The sequence below is a fragment of the Caballeronia sp. BR00000012568055 genome (genome assembly GCF_029439455.1).
GTDB lineage: Bacteria > Pseudomonadota > Gammaproteobacteria > Burkholderiales > Burkholderiaceae > Caballeronia.
In genome coordinates this window covers 214,600-232,086 of sequence record NZ_JAQFVG010000248.1, presented here as the reverse complement: position 1 = coordinate 232,086, position 17,487 = coordinate 214,600, and the positions used below count along the sequence as shown (strand labels likewise).

Genomic DNA, 17,487 nt, shown 5'->3' with positions numbered 1-17,487 from the left:
AAAGCAAACAAACGATCATTCAGACCAAAACATGTTTACTCCGAAAGCCTGCACCGCGACCTGCGTTCTCGATGGCCATCCCGTCACGCTCACGTATTTCCCCGACACCACGGTCCTGCGCATCACGAACGCAAGCGGCCATTGCGTACGCGAAACGCGCTGGCCCGCGCCGTGGCGCACGCTGCTCGCGACGCTGCGTGAATTCAGCGAAGGCGACCAGCTCTCGACCCTGCTCGACGACATGCCCGAACACGCCGAAGCGCTCGCATAAATATAAAAACGCATCACCACCCACGAGGCATCGCCTCGATAACAAAGCAGCAAGAGGATAGAAAACGATGGCAACCGGCACTGTGAAATGGTTCAACGACACCAAGGGTTTTGGCTTTATCAAGCCGGATGACGGCACGCCCGATCTGTTCGCGCACTTCTCGGAAATTCGTATGGACGGCTACAAGTCGCTACAGGAAAACCAGAAGGTGATGTTCGAAGTGCGTCAGGGACCGAAGGGTTTGCAAGCTGCGAATATCGCCGCCGTAAGCTGAGTCGTTCACCGCGACGCATAAGCGTCGTCGCATGAAAAAAATGCCGTGACGTCGCTCAGGCGCACGGCATTTTCTTTGATCAGGAAACCCGCGCGGTTTCCACGCCAATTACAATGGTTCACCGACATCGCAACACGTCATCCGCACGTTCACCTTCTCGCGCCGACTGGCAGTATGGTCACTGAAACATCTTCTTCCGAATCGCTCGCCGTCGCGGAACGCGTGCGCGAGCTGATGAGTCGTCATGGCATCGGCAAGCGTCAGCAGACCGCTGAACTGTGCCGTATTCTCGATCTCAGTTTCTCGCAAGGGCACCGCAAGCTGCGCGGCAATAGTCCGTGGACGCTCGCGCAAATCCGCCGCGTGGCGGATGCCTTCGACGAACCCGCGCTCAAGCTGTTCGACACCATCAACACCCGCGCCGATGAAACCGAAGGCACGCCGCACGACGCCGTGCTCAAGCTCGGCAGCGTGGAGATTCCGTGCATGGCGTGGGTTGGCGCGGCGCTGGAAGCGGGCAGCCGGCCGGACTTCATCGCGCAGAAAATGAATAACCGATGGATCGTCAGCAAACACGAAGGCGTGTTGCTCTACGAAGCGTGCGACGTCCACAAGATCGAAATCCTGCCGCGCCGGGCCGATGTCGAAAAGCCTGTGATCGCTGTTGTCGATGACGACCACGCGTCCGCCGACAATCTGCACGATTATCTCGACGCCACCGGCTTCACCGCGATGGCCTTCTACAACCTCGACACGTTCTTCGACGCGCTGCAATCGCAAGTGTTCGACGCCGTGGTCATCGACTGGCTGTTCGGCTCGAACACGTCGGCAGGCGCGATCCGCGCGGTGCGCGAGTCCGACAATCCGGACGCGCCGATTTTCGTGCTCACGGGCGAACTGACGACGGGCAAGGCGAGCGAATCGGAAATCAGTCAGGTGATCCGCGATCACAACGTGACGTGTTTCGAAAAGCCCGCGCGTCTCGGCATTCTGGTGGCGGATCTGTCGAAACGTTTGCTCAGAACCTAAGCCTACGTCGCGAGGCGGCGTGCCCGAACGGCGCGCTGCACGGCGCTTTTCAGCACTTCGTAGCGCACGGGCTTCAACAAGTAATCGAAGAACAGCACGGCCGCGCGCGGATCGACCAGTTCGGGCGCGTACGCGCTCACCGCGATAATCGGCACGCTCGCGCCCGGCGCCGTGCGCGCGCGATACTCATTGGCGAACGAATAGCCGTCCTTGCCTGGCATATGGAGATCGGCGAGGATCACGTCGGCGTCGTTGGCGCGCAGCCAGGCGAGCGCGCTGTCTACATCGGGCATGGCGACGCTCGCGTAACCCAGATGCGTCAACATCTCGATCAGCGACTCGCGGATCGACTCGTGATCGTCGATCACCAGCACGCGTGAACGGCGCATCGCGGGCGCGCTGACATCTTCGTCCGGCGCAGGCAGCTTTTCCGCCGATACCGCCGGCAAGCTCACCCGAAACGCCGCGCCCTGTCCCACTTCGCTCGATACCTCGATGGTCCCGCCGAGCAAATCGACCAGTCCGCGCACCACGGCGAGTCCCATGCCCGCGCCATCGAATCGCCGCGTGCTGGACGAATCCAGTTGCGTGAACTCCTGAAAGATCAGCGGCAGTTGCTCGCGCGAAATGCCCGGTCCGGTATCGACCACGGAAATGTCCAGCCGCGTGGCTACGCGCTCGAAATGCACATCGACGGAACCGGTGTCGGTGTATTTGATGGCATTGGTCACGAGATTGGTTACGATCTGCCGCACGCGATGCGGGTCCGATTCGATCGGTCCACGCGCACCGATGAAATCGCCGCGCAGGACCAGATTTTTCACGTTGGCCGCGGGCGTATTGGCATCGACGATAGATTCGAGCATGTCGGCCGGCTCGAACACGCCCATGCGCAGTTCGAGCTTGCCCGCGCCGAGCCGCGCGTAATCGGTCAGATCGCGCATTTGCGCTTCGAGATGGCGCGCGCCCGCCTCCAGCCGCTCGATGATCTTGCGATCCGCCGCCGCATGAAGATTCAGCCCGAGCAATTCGACCGACGAGACAATCGCGTGCAGCGGCGTGCGCAGTTCGTGGCTGATCATGCCGAGGAACGTGTCTTTCGCGACGCCCGCCTCGCGCGCCGCCCGCGTCGCCTGATGCTCGGCGGCAAGCGCGGCGCGTTGCTGATCGATCAGACGCGTGCGGCGCAGGCCGTTGAGCAACAACATCAACGTCGCCACCGCCGATAACAGCCCGAGCAAAATGCCCGCGTAAATCAGATAGCGGCGGCGCGTTTCGAAGTCGCGCACGATCGCCTCGCGCTCGCCCACATCCATCAGACGGCGCGCGCTCGCCAGTTCCGAAACCAGCGGCGCGTTCTGCCGCACCACGCCGATGATATGCATCATGCGCTGACGTTCGGCGTTCAGGCCATCGACATCGGGTTGAATGGAATCGAGCGCGCTTTGCAACTGGCGGACGATCTCCAGTTGACGATTGCGCAAGGGTTGATTGCTTTCGGGATCCGACAGCGCGTTCAGGCGCAGGCGCATGTATGAATAACTCGCGCGCACCGCGTCGGCGTCTTCGTCAACACCCGCGCGGAACAACAGCGCCTGGCTTTCGAATCGCTCATAGGCAATCTGAAACTGCGCCGCGTCCCAATACAGACTGTCTGCGGGCACCACCAGCCGATGCGTCTCCCGCGCCAGCAGCCCCGAATACAGCATATAGCCGACCGCGCCGATCGGCGGCGCGACCGCGAGCGCGATCATGGCCGCGTACCACAGGCGGCGGAACCAGGGGCGCGATGCACGCGCGCGCACGGATGAGCCGAGCGTCGCCATGTGCGATTACAGCGTGTCCAGCGCGCGCGCCGCGCGTTCCGATGCGACCACGATCAACTTCATGGTCGCCCGCGTCGCGCCGACGAACAGCTTGCGCGCGGCCTGATCGTCGAGCGATTCGAAATCGACTTCGGTGAGCACCACGCACGGCGCGGATTGCCCCTTGAAGCGATAGATCGATTCCAGCAGCACATCGCCTTCGCGATACTCCGGGTTGCCGAACAGATCGTACGTGCCCGTGAACGCCCGCAACCGATGCGGCCCGAGATGATCGACCGCCGTCAGCGCCGACCCTTCGCGCCCGCGAAACGACAGCACGGCGATGTCCTGCTTGCGAAAGCCGAGCGACAGGGCTTGCGTGATCGCGCGCTTGGTGGCATCGACGACTTCTTCGGGGTTGCCCTCTTCATACGTCGATACAGTCACGTCCGAGCCATCGAACGGACTGCCCGCGTCCAGCCGCACCTCGGGACCGACGACCTTGCGGATAAAGCCGAGCAGATCGCGCGGACTGCGATAGTTGGTCGATTCGCGCAGAATGGTCCAGCCGGGAAGCGGAATCGGCTCGCGCAAATACAGGTTCTGCATCGGATCTTCGAGCCACCACCACGCGCCCTCCGGATTCAACAAGCGTTCGAGCGCTTCGACCCACGCCGCCTGAAAATCCTGACCTTCATCGACGATCAGGACATCCGTTTTCCAGTGCTCGGGCACCGGCACGGCGGCGAAGCGTTCTTCGAGTGTCGCGAAGATGTTCGGCTGGCTGAAGTCGGGCGGACTGCCCGCATCGCGCGCGACGGCGGCGCTCAATTGATGATAGTTGGCGATCTTCGCGTCTTTCGGCGCGATCGCTCGGATATGGTCGGCGAGCGGCCGGTTGAAGCACACGTACAGCACGCTCTTGCCGGCCGCGATGGCATCGCGCATGACGCGCACGGCGAGTTGCGTCTTGCCCGCGCCTGCGGTTGCGATCACGCGCAGACGGAACGGATCGAATTCGAGACGGCGCGCCCACGTCGCGAGTCCGCCCGACAGACGCGTGACAAGCGTATTCGCTGCGCCGACCAAGGCGTTGGTATCGGGCGTGAGCGAGAGTTCATCGGCAAGAAAATGATGGATGCGCGCCGCCGATTCGAAGCGCGGTTCGTCGGGCGGCAGAATTTCCAGCACCACGCGCGGCAGCGAGGCCTTGCGGCTTGCATCGACAATGCGCCCTGGCTGCACGCCCGCGATGGCCGCATCTTTCACGATGTAGTCCGGGCAATACAGCAGCGCCTCGATCCGATACGTCCCCGCCCCGAACGCCGCCGTAAACCGCCGATGCAGATTTTCCAGCGTCCGCGCCAGTTGCACGGCCACATTGCGCTCTTTCTGCAAATACACCTTGACCAGCCCCGCGCCGGTTTCGCGCAGAAAACCGGCTTTCATCTCGATCATCAGCACGCGGCCCGATGGCGCGACGACCACGAAATCCGCTTCCCCGAACACGGAAAAGCCTTCGTTGATACGCGTCCAGTGGACTCCGTGATAGACCGTGTAATCGTCGGGCAGCTTGTCGAGAAGCGCGAGCGTTTCGAGTTCGCGCGCGGCGGCGCCGGTCGCTTCGAGGTTCTTCCAGTCGTCAGGGACGATTCGAGCCATGAATAGCCTTTGGGCTGAGGTGGACGTCGCGAGTCATTGTACGCAACGGCGCGGCGGTCTCATGTCTCGGTCTTTCAGGCGTAGTCGTATTGCCCGCCTCGTTCCAATGCCCGCCGATACGCCGGCCGCTCGTGAATACGCCCGAGAAACGCGCGAATACGCGGCAATTCGCTTGCGCCTGCGCGCTGCGTGCCGGTTTCGAGCGGGAAGCTCATCTGCACATCGGCGGCGCTGAAGTCGTCGCCGACGAAATACGGCGCTTTCGTCAACTCGTCTTCGATATAACCGAAGTGCAGCTTCAATTGCGGATCGATGAAACCGGACTGCAAGCCATCGCCGATGCGCCGCGCGATCGGCTTGATAAAGAACGGCATCTTCGCCAGCTCGATGCGGATCGCCACGAGCTTGAGCAGCAGCGGCGGCATCGCGGAGCCTTCGGCGTAGTGCATCCAGTAGTCGTAGCGCACGCGCGCGGGCGTGATGCCGTGCGGCGGCGCGAATCGGCCATTGCCGTATTTTTCGACGAGATATTCGAGGATCGCGCCGGATTCGGCGAGCGTGAGATCGCCGTCCGTAATCACCGGCGATTTGCCGAGCGGATGGATCGCGCGCAATTCGGGCGGCGCGAGCATGGTTTTCGGATCGCGTTGATAGCGTTTGATGTCGTACTCGACGCCCAGTTCTTCGAGCATCCACAGCACGCGCTGCGAGCGGGAATTATTGAGGTGATGGACCGTGAGCATGTTCGATGAAATCAGGGCATGAGTCTTGCAATCAGCTTGTCGGATAATGCCCTAACTACAAACCGACTACAAACCGACGAACAAGGGAGAAAAACCTCATGACTCTGATCATCTACCTCGTGGGCTGGCTGATTTTTATCGGCGGCGTCTCGTGGGCGCTGGTCGCCATGCACGTTTCGCAGCACACCATCATGATCGTCGCCGTGATCATGCTCGGCATTGCCGTGATCACGGGCGCGACGCGGGCGCGCAATCGCGACCGCTCTTAGCACTTGATTGAGCCGCGCCGGGTCTGCAAAAACTCAGACCACGGCGCGCGCGTTCAACGCATCCTGTATCAACGAAACCAGCTCTTCCGGATGCGCGGGCTTGGTCATGAAATGCTGAAAGCCCTCGCCGATACTGCGTAATCGATACTCTTCGCCATCGTGTCCCGTCAACGCAATCGCGACCGACGGCGGCAAATTCCCGCGTATTTCGTGATCTCGCAAACGTTGAATCAGATAGAAACCATCCATTCCCGGAAGGTCCAGATCGCAGATCACCGCATCGGGAAGATGCGTGATCGCGGCCTCCGCGCCGTCTTCGGCGTCGGATACGGCGACCACTTCGGCACCTTCTTCTTCCAACAACATCTGTAGCGATGCCCTGCTTTCGGGATCGTCCTCGATCAGGACGATCCGCGCATGCCCCAGTCTTGCCACTTCGTTCATGATTTCTTTTCGACTGCAAAAAACGGAATTCTCGCGCAACGGTCTCCACGGCTCGCCGCTCATCACCATCGCACGTCGCGGTAGGTTGACAGCAGAACGCGGCAGGAATTCCGGACGCACCGTGTTTTAACACCCTCGCGTGCGCCGGTGCGTAACGTCGCGGGGTTTTGTGCCATCGCCGGCAGGGGGAATGTGCGCGGCTTGGGCGCTTGATATCGAGCAAGAAGCAGGCCGGGATGTGCTGACTCGGCTTGAGAGCCGCGCCGGGCGGTCCTCTGCGGTATTCGACAACCGACGGGATTTTCGCGGATTCGTACGGGCGTGTAATTCCGGGATTATGCGTACCCCGTTTTTCCGTCAGACATTTGCCGATGCCGCGAAATCGGGTCGCGTCACCGCCGACTGCAATACCGCGCGATATTCGGTCGGCGTGATGCCCACCGTCGCCTTGAACTGCCGCGTGAACGCGCTGTGATCCGTGTAGCCGCAGAGCGCGGCGACATCGGTGACCTTGTCGTGCGTGAGGAGCAAGGCGGTGGCGGCATCGAGCCGGGTTTTGAGCAAAACCTGTCGCGGCGTCAGATGGAAAACCTTGTGGAAATAGCGCTCCAGTTGCGCGATCGACATGTTCGCCATGTGCGCAAGTTCGCGCATGTTCAGCGGCTGCACGTAATTTTCCTGAATATGCTGCACGACCGCCGCCAGTCGGCTGTAAGCGGGATGCGTGCTTTCCGCCGCCTGCAAATCACGCGAAATCCCCGCCAATCCGACGATACTGCCCGCCGCATCCAACAATGGCTGTTTGCAGGTCATGCACCAACCCGGCTCGCGTCCGGGATACAAATGCAGTTCGAGTTGATCGATCAGTTGATTTCCCTGCGCGATCACCGCCTGATCCTGCGCCGTATAAATGCGCCCGAAGCGGCGCGGAAACACGTCTTCGGCGGTCCGGCCGAGCAACCGGGTTTTGTCGTCCTTATAGCCGCAACGGCGCGCGAGCGTGCGATTCACCATCGCGTAGCGGGCCTCGCGGTCTTTCACGAAGAAGACGATGTCGGGCATCGCATCGAACACGGGTTCGAGCAGCATGAAATGCGCGAGCATCTCGCGCAAGGACGAGGCGGCGGGCGTCGGCAGACGCGTCAGATCGATGGCATCGGTTGCTGCGCTCGTCATTTTTTGGGTCATGCGGGTCGGGGCCAAACCATTATAGGTTTGCATCGACGGGGAAAAAATTGGCGTCCGCCCGACTATTCGGCTTCGCTGGCGGCGATCAGCGTATCGACACGCACCGGCACGAATGGCTCGCGTGCCTTTGCTCGCGGCCAGCCGAAATACAGCGCCGCCGCTTCGCCGCAGATGCGCCCCTGACACGGTCCCATGCCGCAGCGCGTTTGCAGCTTGGCGTCGCGCCAATGCGCATGCGCCGCGATGTCGCCGATCGTCACGTCTTCGCAGCGGCACATCACCGTGTCGCCGGGCGGGATGGCGCGCGCGGCATCGCCGAGTGCGAAGGCGTGATCGACGCGTCCGGCGAATGCGCGCCATCGGCTGCGTGCTTGATGTTGCTGAGCACCGACGGGCAAACCGAGCGCCGCGCGCGCCGCGATCGCGCCTTCGATACGCGACAACTCCATGCCGCCGATGCCCGTGCACTCGCCCGCCGCATAGACATTTTCCAGCGACGTCCGCTGCGCATCGTCGATGCGGATGGCGGCATCGTTCATCTCGCAGCCGAGCGCCAGCGCGAGCGTCGTGTTCGGCACAAGCCCGTATCCGCACGCAATACGGTCCGTTTCGATCGTCTGCTGCGTTGCGCCGCGCCTGATCGTGACCGCTTCGACGCGCGTCTCGCCGTGCGCTTTCACGACCACGCTTCCCGTCCGATACCGCGCCGGCCTCAACGCAAACGCCTGCGCCAGCTTCCCCGGCGTCCGCACAAGCGATGCAACGAATCGCGCGACATCGCCGAACGAAGCTTGTTCGATCATCGCGCGCACATCCGCGCCGTGTTTGCGCGCCGTATCCGCGACGGCGAGCAGCAGCGGCCCGCTTCCCGCAATCACGATCCGCTCGCCGCGCACCGGCATGCCGCCTTTGATCATCGCCTGCAAGCCGCCCGCGCCGGTGACGCCGGGCAGCGTCCAGCCTTCGAACGGCAGCAATCGCTCGCGCGCGCCGGTACACAAAATCAGCTTCGTCCATCCGATGACACGCGCCACGCCTTCCTGCTCGATCAGCAGACTTTTGTCGCCGTGCGTGCCAATGACTTTTGCTCCGCTCATCACGACGAGATTCGGCCGCGCGCGTGCTTCGTCCAGCCAAACACGCAAGGGCGCAGCGAGCGCCGCTTGCGGTCCTTGCCGCCAGATTTGGCCGCCCGGACGCGGGTTATCGTCGATCAATGCAGTGCGTGCGCCCGTGCGCGCCGCTTCATCAGCCGCCGCCAAACCCGCCGGTCCCGCGCCAATAATTAATACATCGAAGCGATCCGTTTTCATCGCATCGTCTCGATGATCGCGCCGTCGCGGCACAGCGTCTGACAGCCGAGCACATGCGCGCGGCCATCGACGGTGACGCGGCATTCGTGGCACACGCCCATGCCGCAAAACGCCGTGCGCGGCTCGCCGCTGACGGAACGTCGCGCGGGTTTCAAGGCGAGCGCAGCGGCGATCGTGGTGAATTCGGGCACCGACACCCGTTCTCCGTCGATAAAAACCTTAGGCATAAGCAAAACGAAGTGGAGAGAAAGGCGCGGCATCGAGCGGCGCGGGTTCATCGAACATAAGTGCGGCAAGCAGCTTCGCGGTGCCGAGCGATGTCGTCACGCCCAGCCCTTCGTGGCCCGCCGCGAGCCACACGCGGTCGTGTTCATGCCGCGCCGGGCCGATCAGCGGCAGGCCATCGGACGTGGCGGCGCGAAAGCCGGTCCACGCGCGGATCGCGTTCAGCGCGCCGATGCCGGGTAAATAGCGCGTGGCGCGCGCGAGCATCATCGCCAGCACGTTCATGTTGATGGCGGGATCGATCGTTCCGAACTGCCGCGACGAACCGATGAACACCTGCCCGGTTGGCCGCGCCTGCGCGTTGAACGCGACCGACGTGCCACGCGCGTGATGCGCGCTCTTGATATAGCCGAGTTCGAGCACCTGATGATGGATCGTGCCCGGATAGCGGTCCGTGATCAGCAAGTGGCCTTTTTTCGGCTCCAAAGGCACGCCGTCGATCAGATCGGAAACCGCGAGACCATTGGCGATCACGACATGACTCGCGCTGCGGCGTTCGCCGTTGGCCAGCGTGACTTCCGCGTGCGATTCGCCAGCGTGCACTCTCGTCACGCGGCAATCGAGCGTCACGCGAATGCGCGCCGACGACGACAACAGAAATTGCGCAGCGGAAGGCGCGTAGACCACGGCATCGTCTTCGATCAACAGGCCGCCGTGCATCGCATGACTGACGGCGGGTTCCGCCTCGCGCAACGCCTCGCTATCCAGAACATGCGATGCGACGCCGCCACGCGCGAGGCCATCGCGCATCTCGCGCGCCGCCGCGAGTTCTTCCTCGTCCTCCGCGATCCACAACGTGCCGCAACGCGAAAACGCATCGCGGCGGCGCAAGGCGGCCGCGAGATCGAGCCACAACGTGCGCGATAAATGCGACAACGCGAATTCCGCCGCCGAATCGTTCATCACCACGATATGGCCCATGCCCGCCGCCGTCGCACCAACGCCGACGCCATGCGCATCGATCACTTCGACCGACATCCCGCGCGCCGCCAGTTCCGCCGCGCACGCCGCCCCGACGATGCCCGCGCCGACCACGATCACATCGGCGTTCATGCGTTCGATTGCAGCGGAATGCCGAGGCGGAACGGATCGCGATCATCGAACACAAGGCGGCCTTCGGCCATCACATGCGCAAAACCTGTGATGGTCGGAATGAGCGCGTCGCCATCGAGCACATAACTGCCCTCGAACACGCTGCCGATGATGCTTTCCTGCCGCCACACCGCGCCCGGCGCGAGGTAATCGTCGGCGGCAAGACACGCGAGCTTGGCACTGGTGCCCGTGCCGCACGGCGAGCGATCGTACGCGCTGCCCGGACAGAGCACGAAATTGCGGCTGTCGATGCCCGCCACCGGCGAATCCGCAAACAATTCGATATGGTCGATATACGCGCCATCCGCGCCGGTGATGCCTTGCGCGTGGAGCGCGTCGCGGATCGAATCGGTCAGACGCGTGAGTTCGGCGATGCGCGTCGGCACGAGTTCATGCCCGTGATCGGCGACGAGGAAAAACCAATTGCCGCCCCACGCGACATCGCCGGTCACCGCGCCGTGGCCCGGCACCTCGACCTTCACCCGATGAAGATGCCGATACGCCGGCACATTGCGCACGCTGACGCTGCCATCGGCATTGAGCGTGGCATCGACGGAACCGACGGGTGTGTCGATCCGATGCCGCCCCGCCTCGATCCTTCCCGCATGCGCCAGCGACGCCACCAGCCCGATCGTGCCGTGCCCGCACATGCCGAGATAGCCGACGTTATTGAAGAAGATCACGCCCGCCGTCGCGTCGGCATGATCCGGCTCGCACAGCAGCGCGCCGACGATCACGTCCGAACCGCGCGGCTCGGTGACGATCGCTTGCCGCCAGTCGTCGAATTGCGTGCGGAACACGTCGAGGCGTTGCGCCAGCGTGCCGCCGCCGAGATCCGGGCCGTTCGCCATCACGAGGCGCGTCGGTTCGCCGCCCGTGTGCGAGTCGATAAAGTCGATGGTTTTCATGCGCCTATCGTAGAAATGCGCACGACGGGCGTCTTGTCGAAGCTCGACCATTTCGATGACGAAATCGGCACAATGCGCCGCCAGCGCGTACAAGCGTTCCGGCAACGTCCGCCACGCGTCGAAGCGGATTTCGGCACAGACGCCGGAAAGCAAAAATGCCGTCTCGCGACGGCATTTTTGTTCGACTCAGCGGGCCAAATTACGCGTACGCAGCGATCTGCTCCTCGCCATCCGCGCCGATATCTTCGCCTTCATCGTACAGATGCAGCAGGCGATAGCCGCTCTTGTACACCGGTTGCAGACGGAAGTGATTCACCGGCTCGATCTCCAGCGCCAGACGCAAACGCGACACGTGACTGTCGATGGTGCGGGTGGTTTCACGGAACTCGCGGCCCCAGACCATCGCGAAAATATGATCGCGCGACAGCACGCGGCCGATATTCGAGAAGAACAATTGAGCGAGACGGAACTGCGTGCCAGAGAGCGACACCGGCTTGCCGCGCACCGTGACGGTTTGCTGGCGCGAGTCGAAGCGGTAAGGACCGACTTCGAGAAACGCGTTCGACGTCGCCGGATACGCGCGGCGCAGCAGCGCTTCGACACGCGCGCCGAACTCGCCCGGACGGATGGGATAGGTGACGAAGTCGTCCGCGCCTGCCGTCAGTGCGCAGACGATATTGTGCTCAGCGCCGTCGGGCGTGGCGAACAGAACCGGCACACGTTCGCCGAAACTCGAACGCACGGATTTCAGCAGGTCGAGACCGCACAGGCCACTGGAATTCCAGTCGAGGATCAGCAGATCGACGGTGGAGCGCGAGAGCGCCTTGGAGAGCAGCAAACCATCACCGAATGTCACGCAGGTGTGACCGAGTCGTTTGACGACATCGCTGATGAGGTTGCGATAGCTGGGGTCGGTTTGCAAAACAGCGACGCGCATAAGAAAAGCCTGATCTATCAAAGGGACATACGTGCCTTGAAGTAGGCAACGCGGGGCGTCTCATGGTGGTGAGACGGTTATTTACAGGCCCGCATTTTCAAGAGCGCCACACTTCTTTCACATCGGAAACGTCCGAATGTGTCAACGCATGTGACGGCGCGCGAATTTTTCGACCGGAAACGAGACGTTGCTCTCCGCATACGAATTGTCCAAAACCGTCCTTTCATCCTGTAACATGCCGCCTTCGGCTTTCAGAATCCCGCTTCCGCCGTTTTTACCGAGACGGCGCGAAGATCGCTGCCAGCGCGACTGTCCGTCGCAGGGACGCAGCGCGGTGGACGGGCCGCGGCATCCGATTCCGCGTCCGTGCAGTTCCCGCTTCGCGCTCATCCGGCGCGTCTCTTCTCCCGCAGGGCAAACACTGGCCTCATTCGCGTATCGCAAATTGTTGCGATTCGTCGCCGCGCTTCATGTGCGGCTTGTCCACTTACGGGTTCCTTTTTCGATGCAGGCCACACCTTTGTCCGGCGGCGAACGCACCGCCGGCCGCGCCTTGACGCGCGCTGACTACAAGACCTTGACTCTTGCCGCACTCGGCGGCGCGCTGGAGTTTTACGACTTCATCATCTTCGTGTTCTTTGCACCGGTGATCGGCCAGTTGTTCTTTCCGGCGTCGATTCCTGACTGGCTGCGGCAATTGCAGACGTTCGGCATCTTCGCCGCGGGCTATCTCGCGCGGCCGCTCGGCGGCATCGTGATGGCGCATTTCGGCGATCTGCTCGGCCGCAAACGCATGTTCACGCTCTCCGTGCTGCTGATGTCCGTGCCAACTTTGCTGATGGGCCTGCTGCCCACGTACGCGTCGATCGGCATGATGGCGCCGGTGCTGTTGCTGCTGTTCCGCGTGATGCAGGGCGCGGCGGTCGGCGGCGAAGTGCCGGGCGCGTGGGTGTTCGTGTCGGAGCACGTGCCGGCACGCCATGTCGGCTATGCGTGCGGCACGCTGACGGCGGGTCTGACGGCAGGCATTCTGCTCGGCTCCATGATCGCGACCGGCATCAACAAGACCTTCGCGCCCGCGCAAGTCGCGGATTTCGCGTGGCGTCTGCCATTTCTGTTGGGCGGCGTGTTCGGTCTGTGCTCGGTGTATCTGCGTCGCTGGCTGTATGAAACGCCGGTTTTCGCCGAGTTGCAGAAGCGCAAGGCGATTGCCGCCGAGTTGCCGCTCAAGGCCGTGCTGCGCGACCACGGCCGCGCCGTCATCATTTCGATGCTGCTGACGTGGATGCTTTCCGCCGCCATCGTCGTCGTGATTCTGATGACGCCGACGCTCTTGCAGAAGCAATTCCAGATCGCTCCCGCAACGGTTTTGGTGGCGAATTGCGCGGCGACGCTGTGCCTGACCATCGGCTGCGTGCTGGCGGGCGCGATCGCGGGCAGGATCGGCGCGGGCCGCACAATCTTCGTCGGCGGACTGGCGCTGGCCGTGTCGTATTACCTGATGTTCCGGCAAGTCGCGCTCGATCCGTCCTCGCTGCTGCCGTGGTACGCGCTCGCGGGCTTCTTCGTCGGCGTGATCGGCGCGATTCCGTTCGTGATGGTCCGCTCGTTCCCGCCCGCCGTGCGCTTCTCGGGCATTTCGTTCTCGTACAACGTCGCGTATGCCGTGTTCGGCGGACTCACCCCCATCGTCGTCTCGTTGATGATGAAATCCAGCCCGCTCGCGCCCACGCTGTATGTCGGCGCGCTTTGCGTGGTCGGCGCGCTGACCACGCTGTTTATCAAGAAAGCGTGAAGCGGCGAAAAACATAGGCATGAAAATGGCGCGTTCGAGGCTTCGAGCGCGCCTTTTTTTCATCCGATGGAACACGCACGTTTCACCTCACGCCGAAACATCGAACGCGGCATGCGCGCAGGATGACAGGCATGAAACCGAACCTTTCCTCTTCCGAATCGCGTCTCACGGCGCGTCAGATGCTCACCGTCGCCGCGACCAGCGCGGGATTCGTGGTGTGCCAACTGGATGTATCGATCGTCAATGTGGCGCTGGCGAGTATCGGACACGATCTGCATGCGAGCGTGGCCAGCCTGCAATGGACGGTCGATAGTTACGCGCTCGCGTTCTCCGCGTTGATGCTGTCGGCCGGTTCGCTTGGCGATCGGATCGGCGCGCGGCGGCTGTTCGTCGGCGGGCTGGTGCTGTTTGCGCTGGCGTCGCTGGCGTGCGCGTTTTCGCGCGATGCCGCGCAGTTGATCGCGGCGCGCGCGGTGCAGGGCATCGGCGCTGCGGCGATGCTGCCGAACTCACTGGCCCTGCTCAATGCCGCCTGCGGCCACGATCCGAAACTGCGGGCGCGCGCGGTCGGCCTGTGGACGGCGGCCGGTTCGATCTCGATTGCATCCGGTCCGATCGTCGGCGGCGTGCTGATCGCGGCGTTTGGCTGGCGCAGCATTTTCTGGGTGAATCTGCCGATTTGCGCCGCTGGAATTCTAGCCACGCTCGTCTGGATCGATAAAACGCGCCCGCACGAATCCAGCGATAAAACTGGCGTCGATTTGCCCGGTCAGGCGCTTGCCATCCTTGCGCTGACGGCGTTTGTCGGCGCGGTGATCGAAATGCGGCCACTTGGCTTGCTGCATCCGCTCGTGCTGGGCGGGCTCGCGCTGGCGGTGGTATCGGCGGTGGGTTTCATCATGGTCGAGCGGCGCACGCGTGCGCCGATGCTGCCGCTAACGCTGTTCGCCGACCGCACATTCAGCGCCGCGACCGTGTTCGGAATCGGCGTGAATCTTACCTATTATGGGATGGTGTTCGTGCTGAGCCTTTACCTGCAACGCGTGCTCGGTCATTCGCCCTTGCAGACGGGTCTCGCGTTCCTGCCGCTGACGGGCGGCTTCCTGTTGTCGAATCTTGCAAGCGGTCCGGTCGTCGCGCGATTCGGCTCGCGCGCACCGATGATCGTGGGCGCTTTGCTCGATGCAGTCGGCTTCGCCGCGCTGATGTTCGTCGGCCCGTCCACGCCCACGATCGCGCTGCTGTTGCCGTTCCTGCTGATTCCGTCCGGCATGGGCGTTGCGGTCCCGGCCATGACGACCGCCCTGCTCGGCACCGTCGATAAACGTCGCGCGGGCACGGCGTCGGCGGTGCCGAATACGGCGCGTCAGGCGGCGGGCGCGATCGGCGTGGCGGCGTTCGGCGCGCTCGCGGGTCACGCGGAAGGCGCGGCGGCATCGGCTCATATTGTCGATGCGGTGCGCTGGTCGGCGGGCATCTCGGTGGCGCTGCTGGTTTGCGGCGCGTTTATCGCGCGCTTGGTGCGCAACACCGGCGAATCGGCGCAGTGCGAACGCCGGCGTGAAGCCATCGAATAAGTCAGGAACCCCCGTTGCACGTCCAAGACAGACGTCTTTCATTCACGGAGAAAGAATCATCATGTCGACCCTGCCACGCTCGCCCGAAGAACCGCTCGATCCCGATCCTGACAAGCTGCTCGATCCCGACGCCCCGCCCAATCCCGACGATCCGGATATGCCCGATGGCCCGGACTCCGCGACACCGCTTGTCCCCGCTGATCCGAAAAACGGCGAACCGCGCCTGTAGCACGTCTGTAGATTTGTGGCGCAAACGACAATGCCCGCGCGGCTGCATGAGCCGCGCGGGCATTTTTATCGATACGACGATTACAGGCTTGTGGTCTGCACTTCGCCGGTTTCGAGTGCACGCTCGATCAGCGCTTCCTGCTGCGCCTTGCGCACCGCATCGGCCACAAAGGAATCTGGCGCTTCGACTTCCGCCCGAATCGTGCCGATGATGCCGTCCGCCTCGACGATCACGAGCGACTTGGCCGTGTCCGCCTGACTGATGATGACGCGCTGCGGCCCGCCGCCTTCCGCGATACTCGCGCAGAACTGCATGGTCTGACCGCCGATTACTTGTTCGAATGTCTGGATCATCGTTGCCTTCCGCGTTGGTTGGACAAAAGACCGGTCGCAGGATACGTGCCGCATCGCGACCTTTTTGGTCAATTCTGTAAGCTTGGCGCTTCCGATGCAACTGAATTACGCAGGGCGTCGGCCGTGGCGGCGTCGGCGGGAAAGAACGCTTCGATCGCGAGTTCCGAAAGCGTGATATCCACCGGCGTGCCGAATACCGTCGTGGTGCTGAACAACGACAGAACGCCCTGCGAAGTGCGCAGTTTCAACGGAACCAGCACCGGATCGGGTTCGTGACTCGCGGCTGCGTCGGCACGCGTGGGATACGACGTCAGCTCGGCCAGTAAATCGATCAGCGTGGCGTCGCCGGAAACATCGATTTGCCGACGCACGCGCGCCAGCAAATGCGCTCGCCACTCGTGCCAGTTGACGATGGCATCGGCCAGGCCGCGCGGGTGCATCGACAGGCGCAGCACGTTGACCGGCGGCTTCAGCAATTCCGCATCGACCGATACAAGCAGCGGTGCGAGCGCCGCATTCGCCGCAATCATGGTCCAGTGCCGGTCCACCGCGAGCGCCGGATACGGCTCGTGCCCTTTCAGCACCAGTTCGACGGCGCGCATGGCGGCGGCAAGTTGAGGATCGGCAAGCCCGCGCTCTTTGTATAGCGGCGCATAGCCCGCCGCGATCAGCAGCGTATTGCGTTCGCGCAAGGGCACGTCAAGCTGCTCGGCCAGCCGCATCACCATTTCTCTGCTTGGCAACGCGCGCCCGGATTCGACGAAGCTCAAATGCCGCGTGGACACGTCCGCTCCGCCGGCAAGGTCGAGTTGGCTCATGCGGCGCTTCTGCCGCCACTCGCGCAGTAAAGCGCCCACGCTTGCGAGCGGCATCGAAGAAATAAAGGTCGTATTCATGCCGCCGATATTAGTCCCGACGGCGTTATCCGCACCATTACCTCGCACGTCAAGCAAACGGAAAAGCGCACGAGAGTATTTTTTACCGCGCAAACTTTTGCGCAGAAAAGTTTGCCCCTTACCCTAAATCTCCAAACGTTTTACGCCGTTAAAAGGCGGCAACAAGGCAACTTTTGCAGCGCAAGTTATCAGCGGAGAAATCATGTTTGTCATCATTGGTTGGGTACTGATCCTCGGTTGTGTGATCGGCAGCTTCGTGGCTGAAGGCGGTCATATTGCCGCCCTCATGCAGCCATTCGAATTGCTGTGTATTTTCGGTTCGGCCATCGGCGCGTTCGTCGTGTCGAATCCGACGGCGACGCTTAAGAAAACCCTTGGCGCGCTGCCTAAGATTTTCAAGAATGGCGCTTATACGAA

General features: G+C 62.7%; 19 protein-coding genes and 1 pseudogene. 8 read left to right on the top strand and 12 right to left on the bottom strand.

Going from position 1 to position 17,487, the window contains the following annotated elements; translation table 11 throughout:
• Positions 1–31 precede the first annotated feature (31 nt).
• The 3 genes from P7F28_RS14225 (at position 32) to P7F28_RS14215 (ending at position 1,574) form a co-directional block, all read left to right on the top strand.
• Positions 32–271 carry a hypothetical protein gene (locus tag P7F28_RS14225; RefSeq protein WP_277185152.1) on the top strand — a complete coding sequence of 80 codons (240 nt, stop codon included), beginning with the start codon at positions 32–34 and terminating at the stop codon, positions 269–271.
• A 67-nt stretch (positions 272–338) separates the two neighbouring features.
• Positions 339–545 carry a cold-shock protein gene (locus tag P7F28_RS14220; protein WP_277185151.1) on the top strand — a complete coding sequence of 69 codons (207 nt, stop codon included), beginning with the start codon at positions 339–341 and terminating at the stop codon, positions 543–545.
• A gap of 174 nt (positions 546–719) precedes the next feature.
• A complete protein-coding gene (locus P7F28_RS14215; protein ID WP_277185150.1) occupies positions 720–1,574 on the top strand; it encodes a helix-turn-helix domain-containing protein in 855 nt (284 codons plus the stop codon).
• Between the two features lie 2 nt (positions 1,575–1,576).
• Here P7F28_RS14215 and P7F28_RS14210 read toward each other — a convergent pair whose 3' ends face one another.
• The 3 genes from P7F28_RS14210 to P7F28_RS14200 all read right to left on the bottom strand — a co-directional run bounded on the left by P7F28_RS14210 (position 1,577) and on the right by P7F28_RS14200 (position 5,784).
• Positions 1,577–3,400: an ATP-binding protein gene (locus P7F28_RS14210; RefSeq protein WP_277185149.1), complete on the bottom strand. Its 1,824-nt coding sequence runs from the start codon at positions 3,398–3,400 to the stop codon at positions 1,577–1,579.
• Positions 3,401–3,406: 6 nt separating this feature from the next.
• Positions 3,407–5,041 carry an ATP-binding domain-containing protein gene (locus P7F28_RS14205; protein ID WP_277185148.1) on the bottom strand — a complete coding sequence of 545 codons (1,635 nt, stop codon included), beginning with the start codon at positions 5,039–5,041 and terminating at the stop codon, positions 3,407–3,409.
• A 74-nt stretch (positions 5,042–5,115) separates the two neighbouring features.
• Positions 5,116–5,784, bottom strand: coding sequence for a glutathione S-transferase family protein (locus tag P7F28_RS14200; RefSeq protein ID WP_277185147.1), 669 nt, complete (start codon positions 5,782–5,784; stop codon positions 5,116–5,118).
• A 98-nt stretch (positions 5,785–5,882) separates the two neighbouring features.
• On the opposite strand from P7F28_RS14200, the gene P7F28_RS14195 reads away from it, so the two are divergent.
• Positions 5,883–6,053, top strand: coding sequence for a hypothetical protein (locus P7F28_RS14195; protein ID WP_008353559.1), 171 nt, complete (start codon positions 5,883–5,885; stop codon positions 6,051–6,053).
• 33 nt (positions 6,054–6,086) lie between these two features.
• On the opposite strand, the gene P7F28_RS14190 is transcribed toward P7F28_RS14195, so the two are convergent.
• The 7 genes from P7F28_RS14190 to P7F28_RS14160 form a co-directional block, all read right to left on the bottom strand.
• Entirely contained in the window at positions 6,087–6,497 is a 411-nt protein-coding gene (locus tag P7F28_RS14190) for a response regulator (protein WP_277185146.1), read from the bottom strand.
• Positions 6,498–6,854: 357 nt separating this feature from the next.
• A complete protein-coding gene (locus tag P7F28_RS14185) occupies positions 6,855–7,601 on the bottom strand; it encodes a helix-turn-helix domain-containing protein (protein WP_370467321.1) in 747 nt (248 codons plus the stop codon).
• A gap of 146 nt (positions 7,602–7,747) precedes the next feature.
• Positions 7,748–8,998 carry an FAD/NAD(P)-binding oxidoreductase gene (locus tag P7F28_RS14180; RefSeq protein ID WP_277185144.1) on the bottom strand — a complete coding sequence of 417 codons (1,251 nt, stop codon included), beginning with the start codon at positions 8,996–8,998 and terminating at the stop codon, positions 7,748–7,750.
• Positions 8,995–9,225, bottom strand: a complete 231-nt coding sequence (locus tag P7F28_RS14175; protein ID WP_277185143.1) for a 2Fe-2S iron-sulfur cluster-binding protein — start codon at positions 9,223–9,225, stop codon at positions 8,995–8,997. The genes P7F28_RS14180 and P7F28_RS14175 overlap by 4 nt, the downstream gene beginning before the upstream one ends.
• Complete coding sequence (locus tag P7F28_RS14170; protein ID WP_277185142.1) at positions 9,218–10,336, bottom strand: FAD-binding oxidoreductase; 1,119 nt, start codon at positions 10,334–10,336, stop codon at positions 9,218–9,220. The genes P7F28_RS14175 and P7F28_RS14170 overlap by 8 nt, the downstream gene beginning before the upstream one ends.
• Positions 10,333–11,283, bottom strand: coding sequence for a 4-hydroxyproline epimerase (locus P7F28_RS14165; protein WP_277185141.1), 951 nt, complete (start codon positions 11,281–11,283; stop codon positions 10,333–10,335). The genes P7F28_RS14170 and P7F28_RS14165 overlap by 4 nt, the downstream gene beginning before the upstream one ends.
• A gap of 199 nt (positions 11,284–11,482) precedes the next feature.
• Positions 11,483–12,220, bottom strand: a complete 738-nt coding sequence (locus P7F28_RS14160) for a response regulator transcription factor (protein WP_277185140.1) — start codon at positions 12,218–12,220, stop codon at positions 11,483–11,485.
• A 505-nt stretch (positions 12,221–12,725) separates the two neighbouring features.
• Between P7F28_RS14160 and P7F28_RS14155 the strand changes: the two genes are divergently transcribed.
• From P7F28_RS14155 to P7F28_RS14145, 3 genes are all read left to right on the top strand, one after another.
• Positions 12,726–14,015 carry an MFS transporter gene (locus tag P7F28_RS14155; protein WP_277185139.1) on the top strand — a complete coding sequence of 430 codons (1,290 nt, stop codon included), beginning with the start codon at positions 12,726–12,728 and terminating at the stop codon, positions 14,013–14,015.
• Positions 14,016–14,137: 122 nt separating this feature from the next.
• The gene (locus P7F28_RS14150) at positions 14,138–15,592 is read left to right on the top strand and encodes an MFS transporter (protein ID WP_370467316.1); all 1,455 of its coding nucleotides are present in this window, start codon (positions 14,138–14,140) and stop codon (positions 15,590–15,592) included.
• 61 nt (positions 15,593–15,653) lie between these two features.
• Complete coding sequence (locus tag P7F28_RS14145) at positions 15,654–15,821, top strand: hypothetical protein (RefSeq protein WP_277185137.1); 168 nt, start codon at positions 15,654–15,656, stop codon at positions 15,819–15,821.
• Positions 15,822–15,901: 80 nt separating this feature from the next.
• Here P7F28_RS14145 and P7F28_RS14140 read toward each other — a convergent pair whose 3' ends face one another.
• Both P7F28_RS14140 and P7F28_RS14135 read right to left on the bottom strand, forming a co-directional pair.
• Complete coding sequence (locus P7F28_RS14140) at positions 15,902–16,174, bottom strand: hypothetical protein (RefSeq protein ID WP_277185136.1); 273 nt, start codon at positions 16,172–16,174, stop codon at positions 15,902–15,904.
• Positions 16,175–16,242: 68 nt separating this feature from the next.
• Positions 16,243–17,070 carry a helix-turn-helix domain-containing protein gene (locus tag P7F28_RS14135; RefSeq protein ID WP_277185135.1) on the bottom strand — a complete coding sequence of 276 codons (828 nt, stop codon included), beginning with the start codon at positions 17,068–17,070 and terminating at the stop codon, positions 16,243–16,245.
• Positions 17,071–17,272: 202 nt separating this feature from the next.
• On the opposite strand from P7F28_RS14135, the pseudogene P7F28_RS14130 reads away from it, so the two are divergent.
• Positions 17,273–17,487 (top strand): annotated as a pseudogene (locus P7F28_RS14130) (motility-associated protein); the annotation flags it as partial.

Excerpts from the sequence above, each read along its gene's own strand:
- P7F28_RS14225 (WP_277185152.1), top strand. The coding sequence starts at position 32 with ATGTTTACTCCGAAAGCCTGCACCGCGACCTGCGTTCTCGATGGCCAT.
- P7F28_RS14220 (WP_277185151.1), top strand. The coding sequence starts at position 339 with ATGGCAACCGGCACTGTGAAATGGTTCAACGACACCAAGGGTTTTGGC.
- P7F28_RS14215 (WP_277185150.1), top strand. The coding sequence starts at position 720 with ATGGTCACTGAAACATCTTCTTCCGAATCGCTCGCCGTCGCGGAACGC.
- P7F28_RS14210 (WP_277185149.1), bottom strand. The coding sequence starts at position 3,400 with ATGGCGACGCTCGGCTCATCCGTGCGCGCGCGTGCATCGCGCCCCTGG.
- P7F28_RS14205 (WP_277185148.1), bottom strand. The coding sequence starts at position 5,041 with ATGGCTCGAATCGTCCCTGACGACTGGAAGAACCTCGAAGCGACCGGC.
- P7F28_RS14200 (WP_277185147.1), bottom strand. The coding sequence starts at position 5,784 with ATGCTCACGGTCCATCACCTCAATAATTCCCGCTCGCAGCGCGTGCTG.
- P7F28_RS14195 (WP_008353559.1), top strand. The coding sequence starts at position 5,883 with ATGACTCTGATCATCTACCTCGTGGGCTGGCTGATTTTTATCGGCGGC.
- P7F28_RS14190 (WP_277185146.1), bottom strand. The coding sequence starts at position 6,497 with ATGAACGAAGTGGCAAGACTGGGGCATGCGCGGATCGTCCTGATCGAG.
- P7F28_RS14185 (WP_370467321.1), bottom strand. The coding sequence starts at position 7,601 with ATGCTCGCGCATTTCATGCTGCTCGAACCCGTGTTCGATGCGATGCCC.
- P7F28_RS14180 (WP_277185144.1), bottom strand. The coding sequence starts at position 8,998 with ATGAAAACGGATCGCTTCGATGTATTAATTATTGGCGCGGGACCGGCG.
- P7F28_RS14175 (WP_277185143.1), bottom strand. The coding sequence starts at position 9,225 with ATGCCTAAGGTTTTTATCGACGGAGAACGGGTGTCGGTGCCCGAATTC.
- P7F28_RS14170 (WP_277185142.1), bottom strand. The coding sequence starts at position 10,336 with ATGAACGCCGATGTGATCGTGGTCGGCGCGGGCATCGTCGGGGCGGCG.
- P7F28_RS14165 (WP_277185141.1), bottom strand. The coding sequence starts at position 11,283 with ATGAAAACCATCGACTTTATCGACTCGCACACGGGCGGCGAACCGACG.
- P7F28_RS14160 (WP_277185140.1), bottom strand. The coding sequence starts at position 12,220 with ATGCGCGTCGCTGTTTTGCAAACCGACCCCAGCTATCGCAACCTCATC.
- P7F28_RS14155 (WP_277185139.1), top strand. The coding sequence starts at position 12,726 with ATGCAGGCCACACCTTTGTCCGGCGGCGAACGCACCGCCGGCCGCGCC.
- P7F28_RS14150 (WP_370467316.1), top strand. The coding sequence starts at position 14,138 with ATGACAGGCATGAAACCGAACCTTTCCTCTTCCGAATCGCGTCTCACG.
- P7F28_RS14145 (WP_277185137.1), top strand. The coding sequence starts at position 15,654 with ATGTCGACCCTGCCACGCTCGCCCGAAGAACCGCTCGATCCCGATCCT.
- P7F28_RS14140 (WP_277185136.1), bottom strand. The coding sequence starts at position 16,174 with ATGATCCAGACATTCGAACAAGTAATCGGCGGTCAGACCATGCAGTTC.
- P7F28_RS14135 (WP_277185135.1), bottom strand. The coding sequence starts at position 17,070 with ATGAATACGACCTTTATTTCTTCGATGCCGCTCGCAAGCGTGGGCGCT.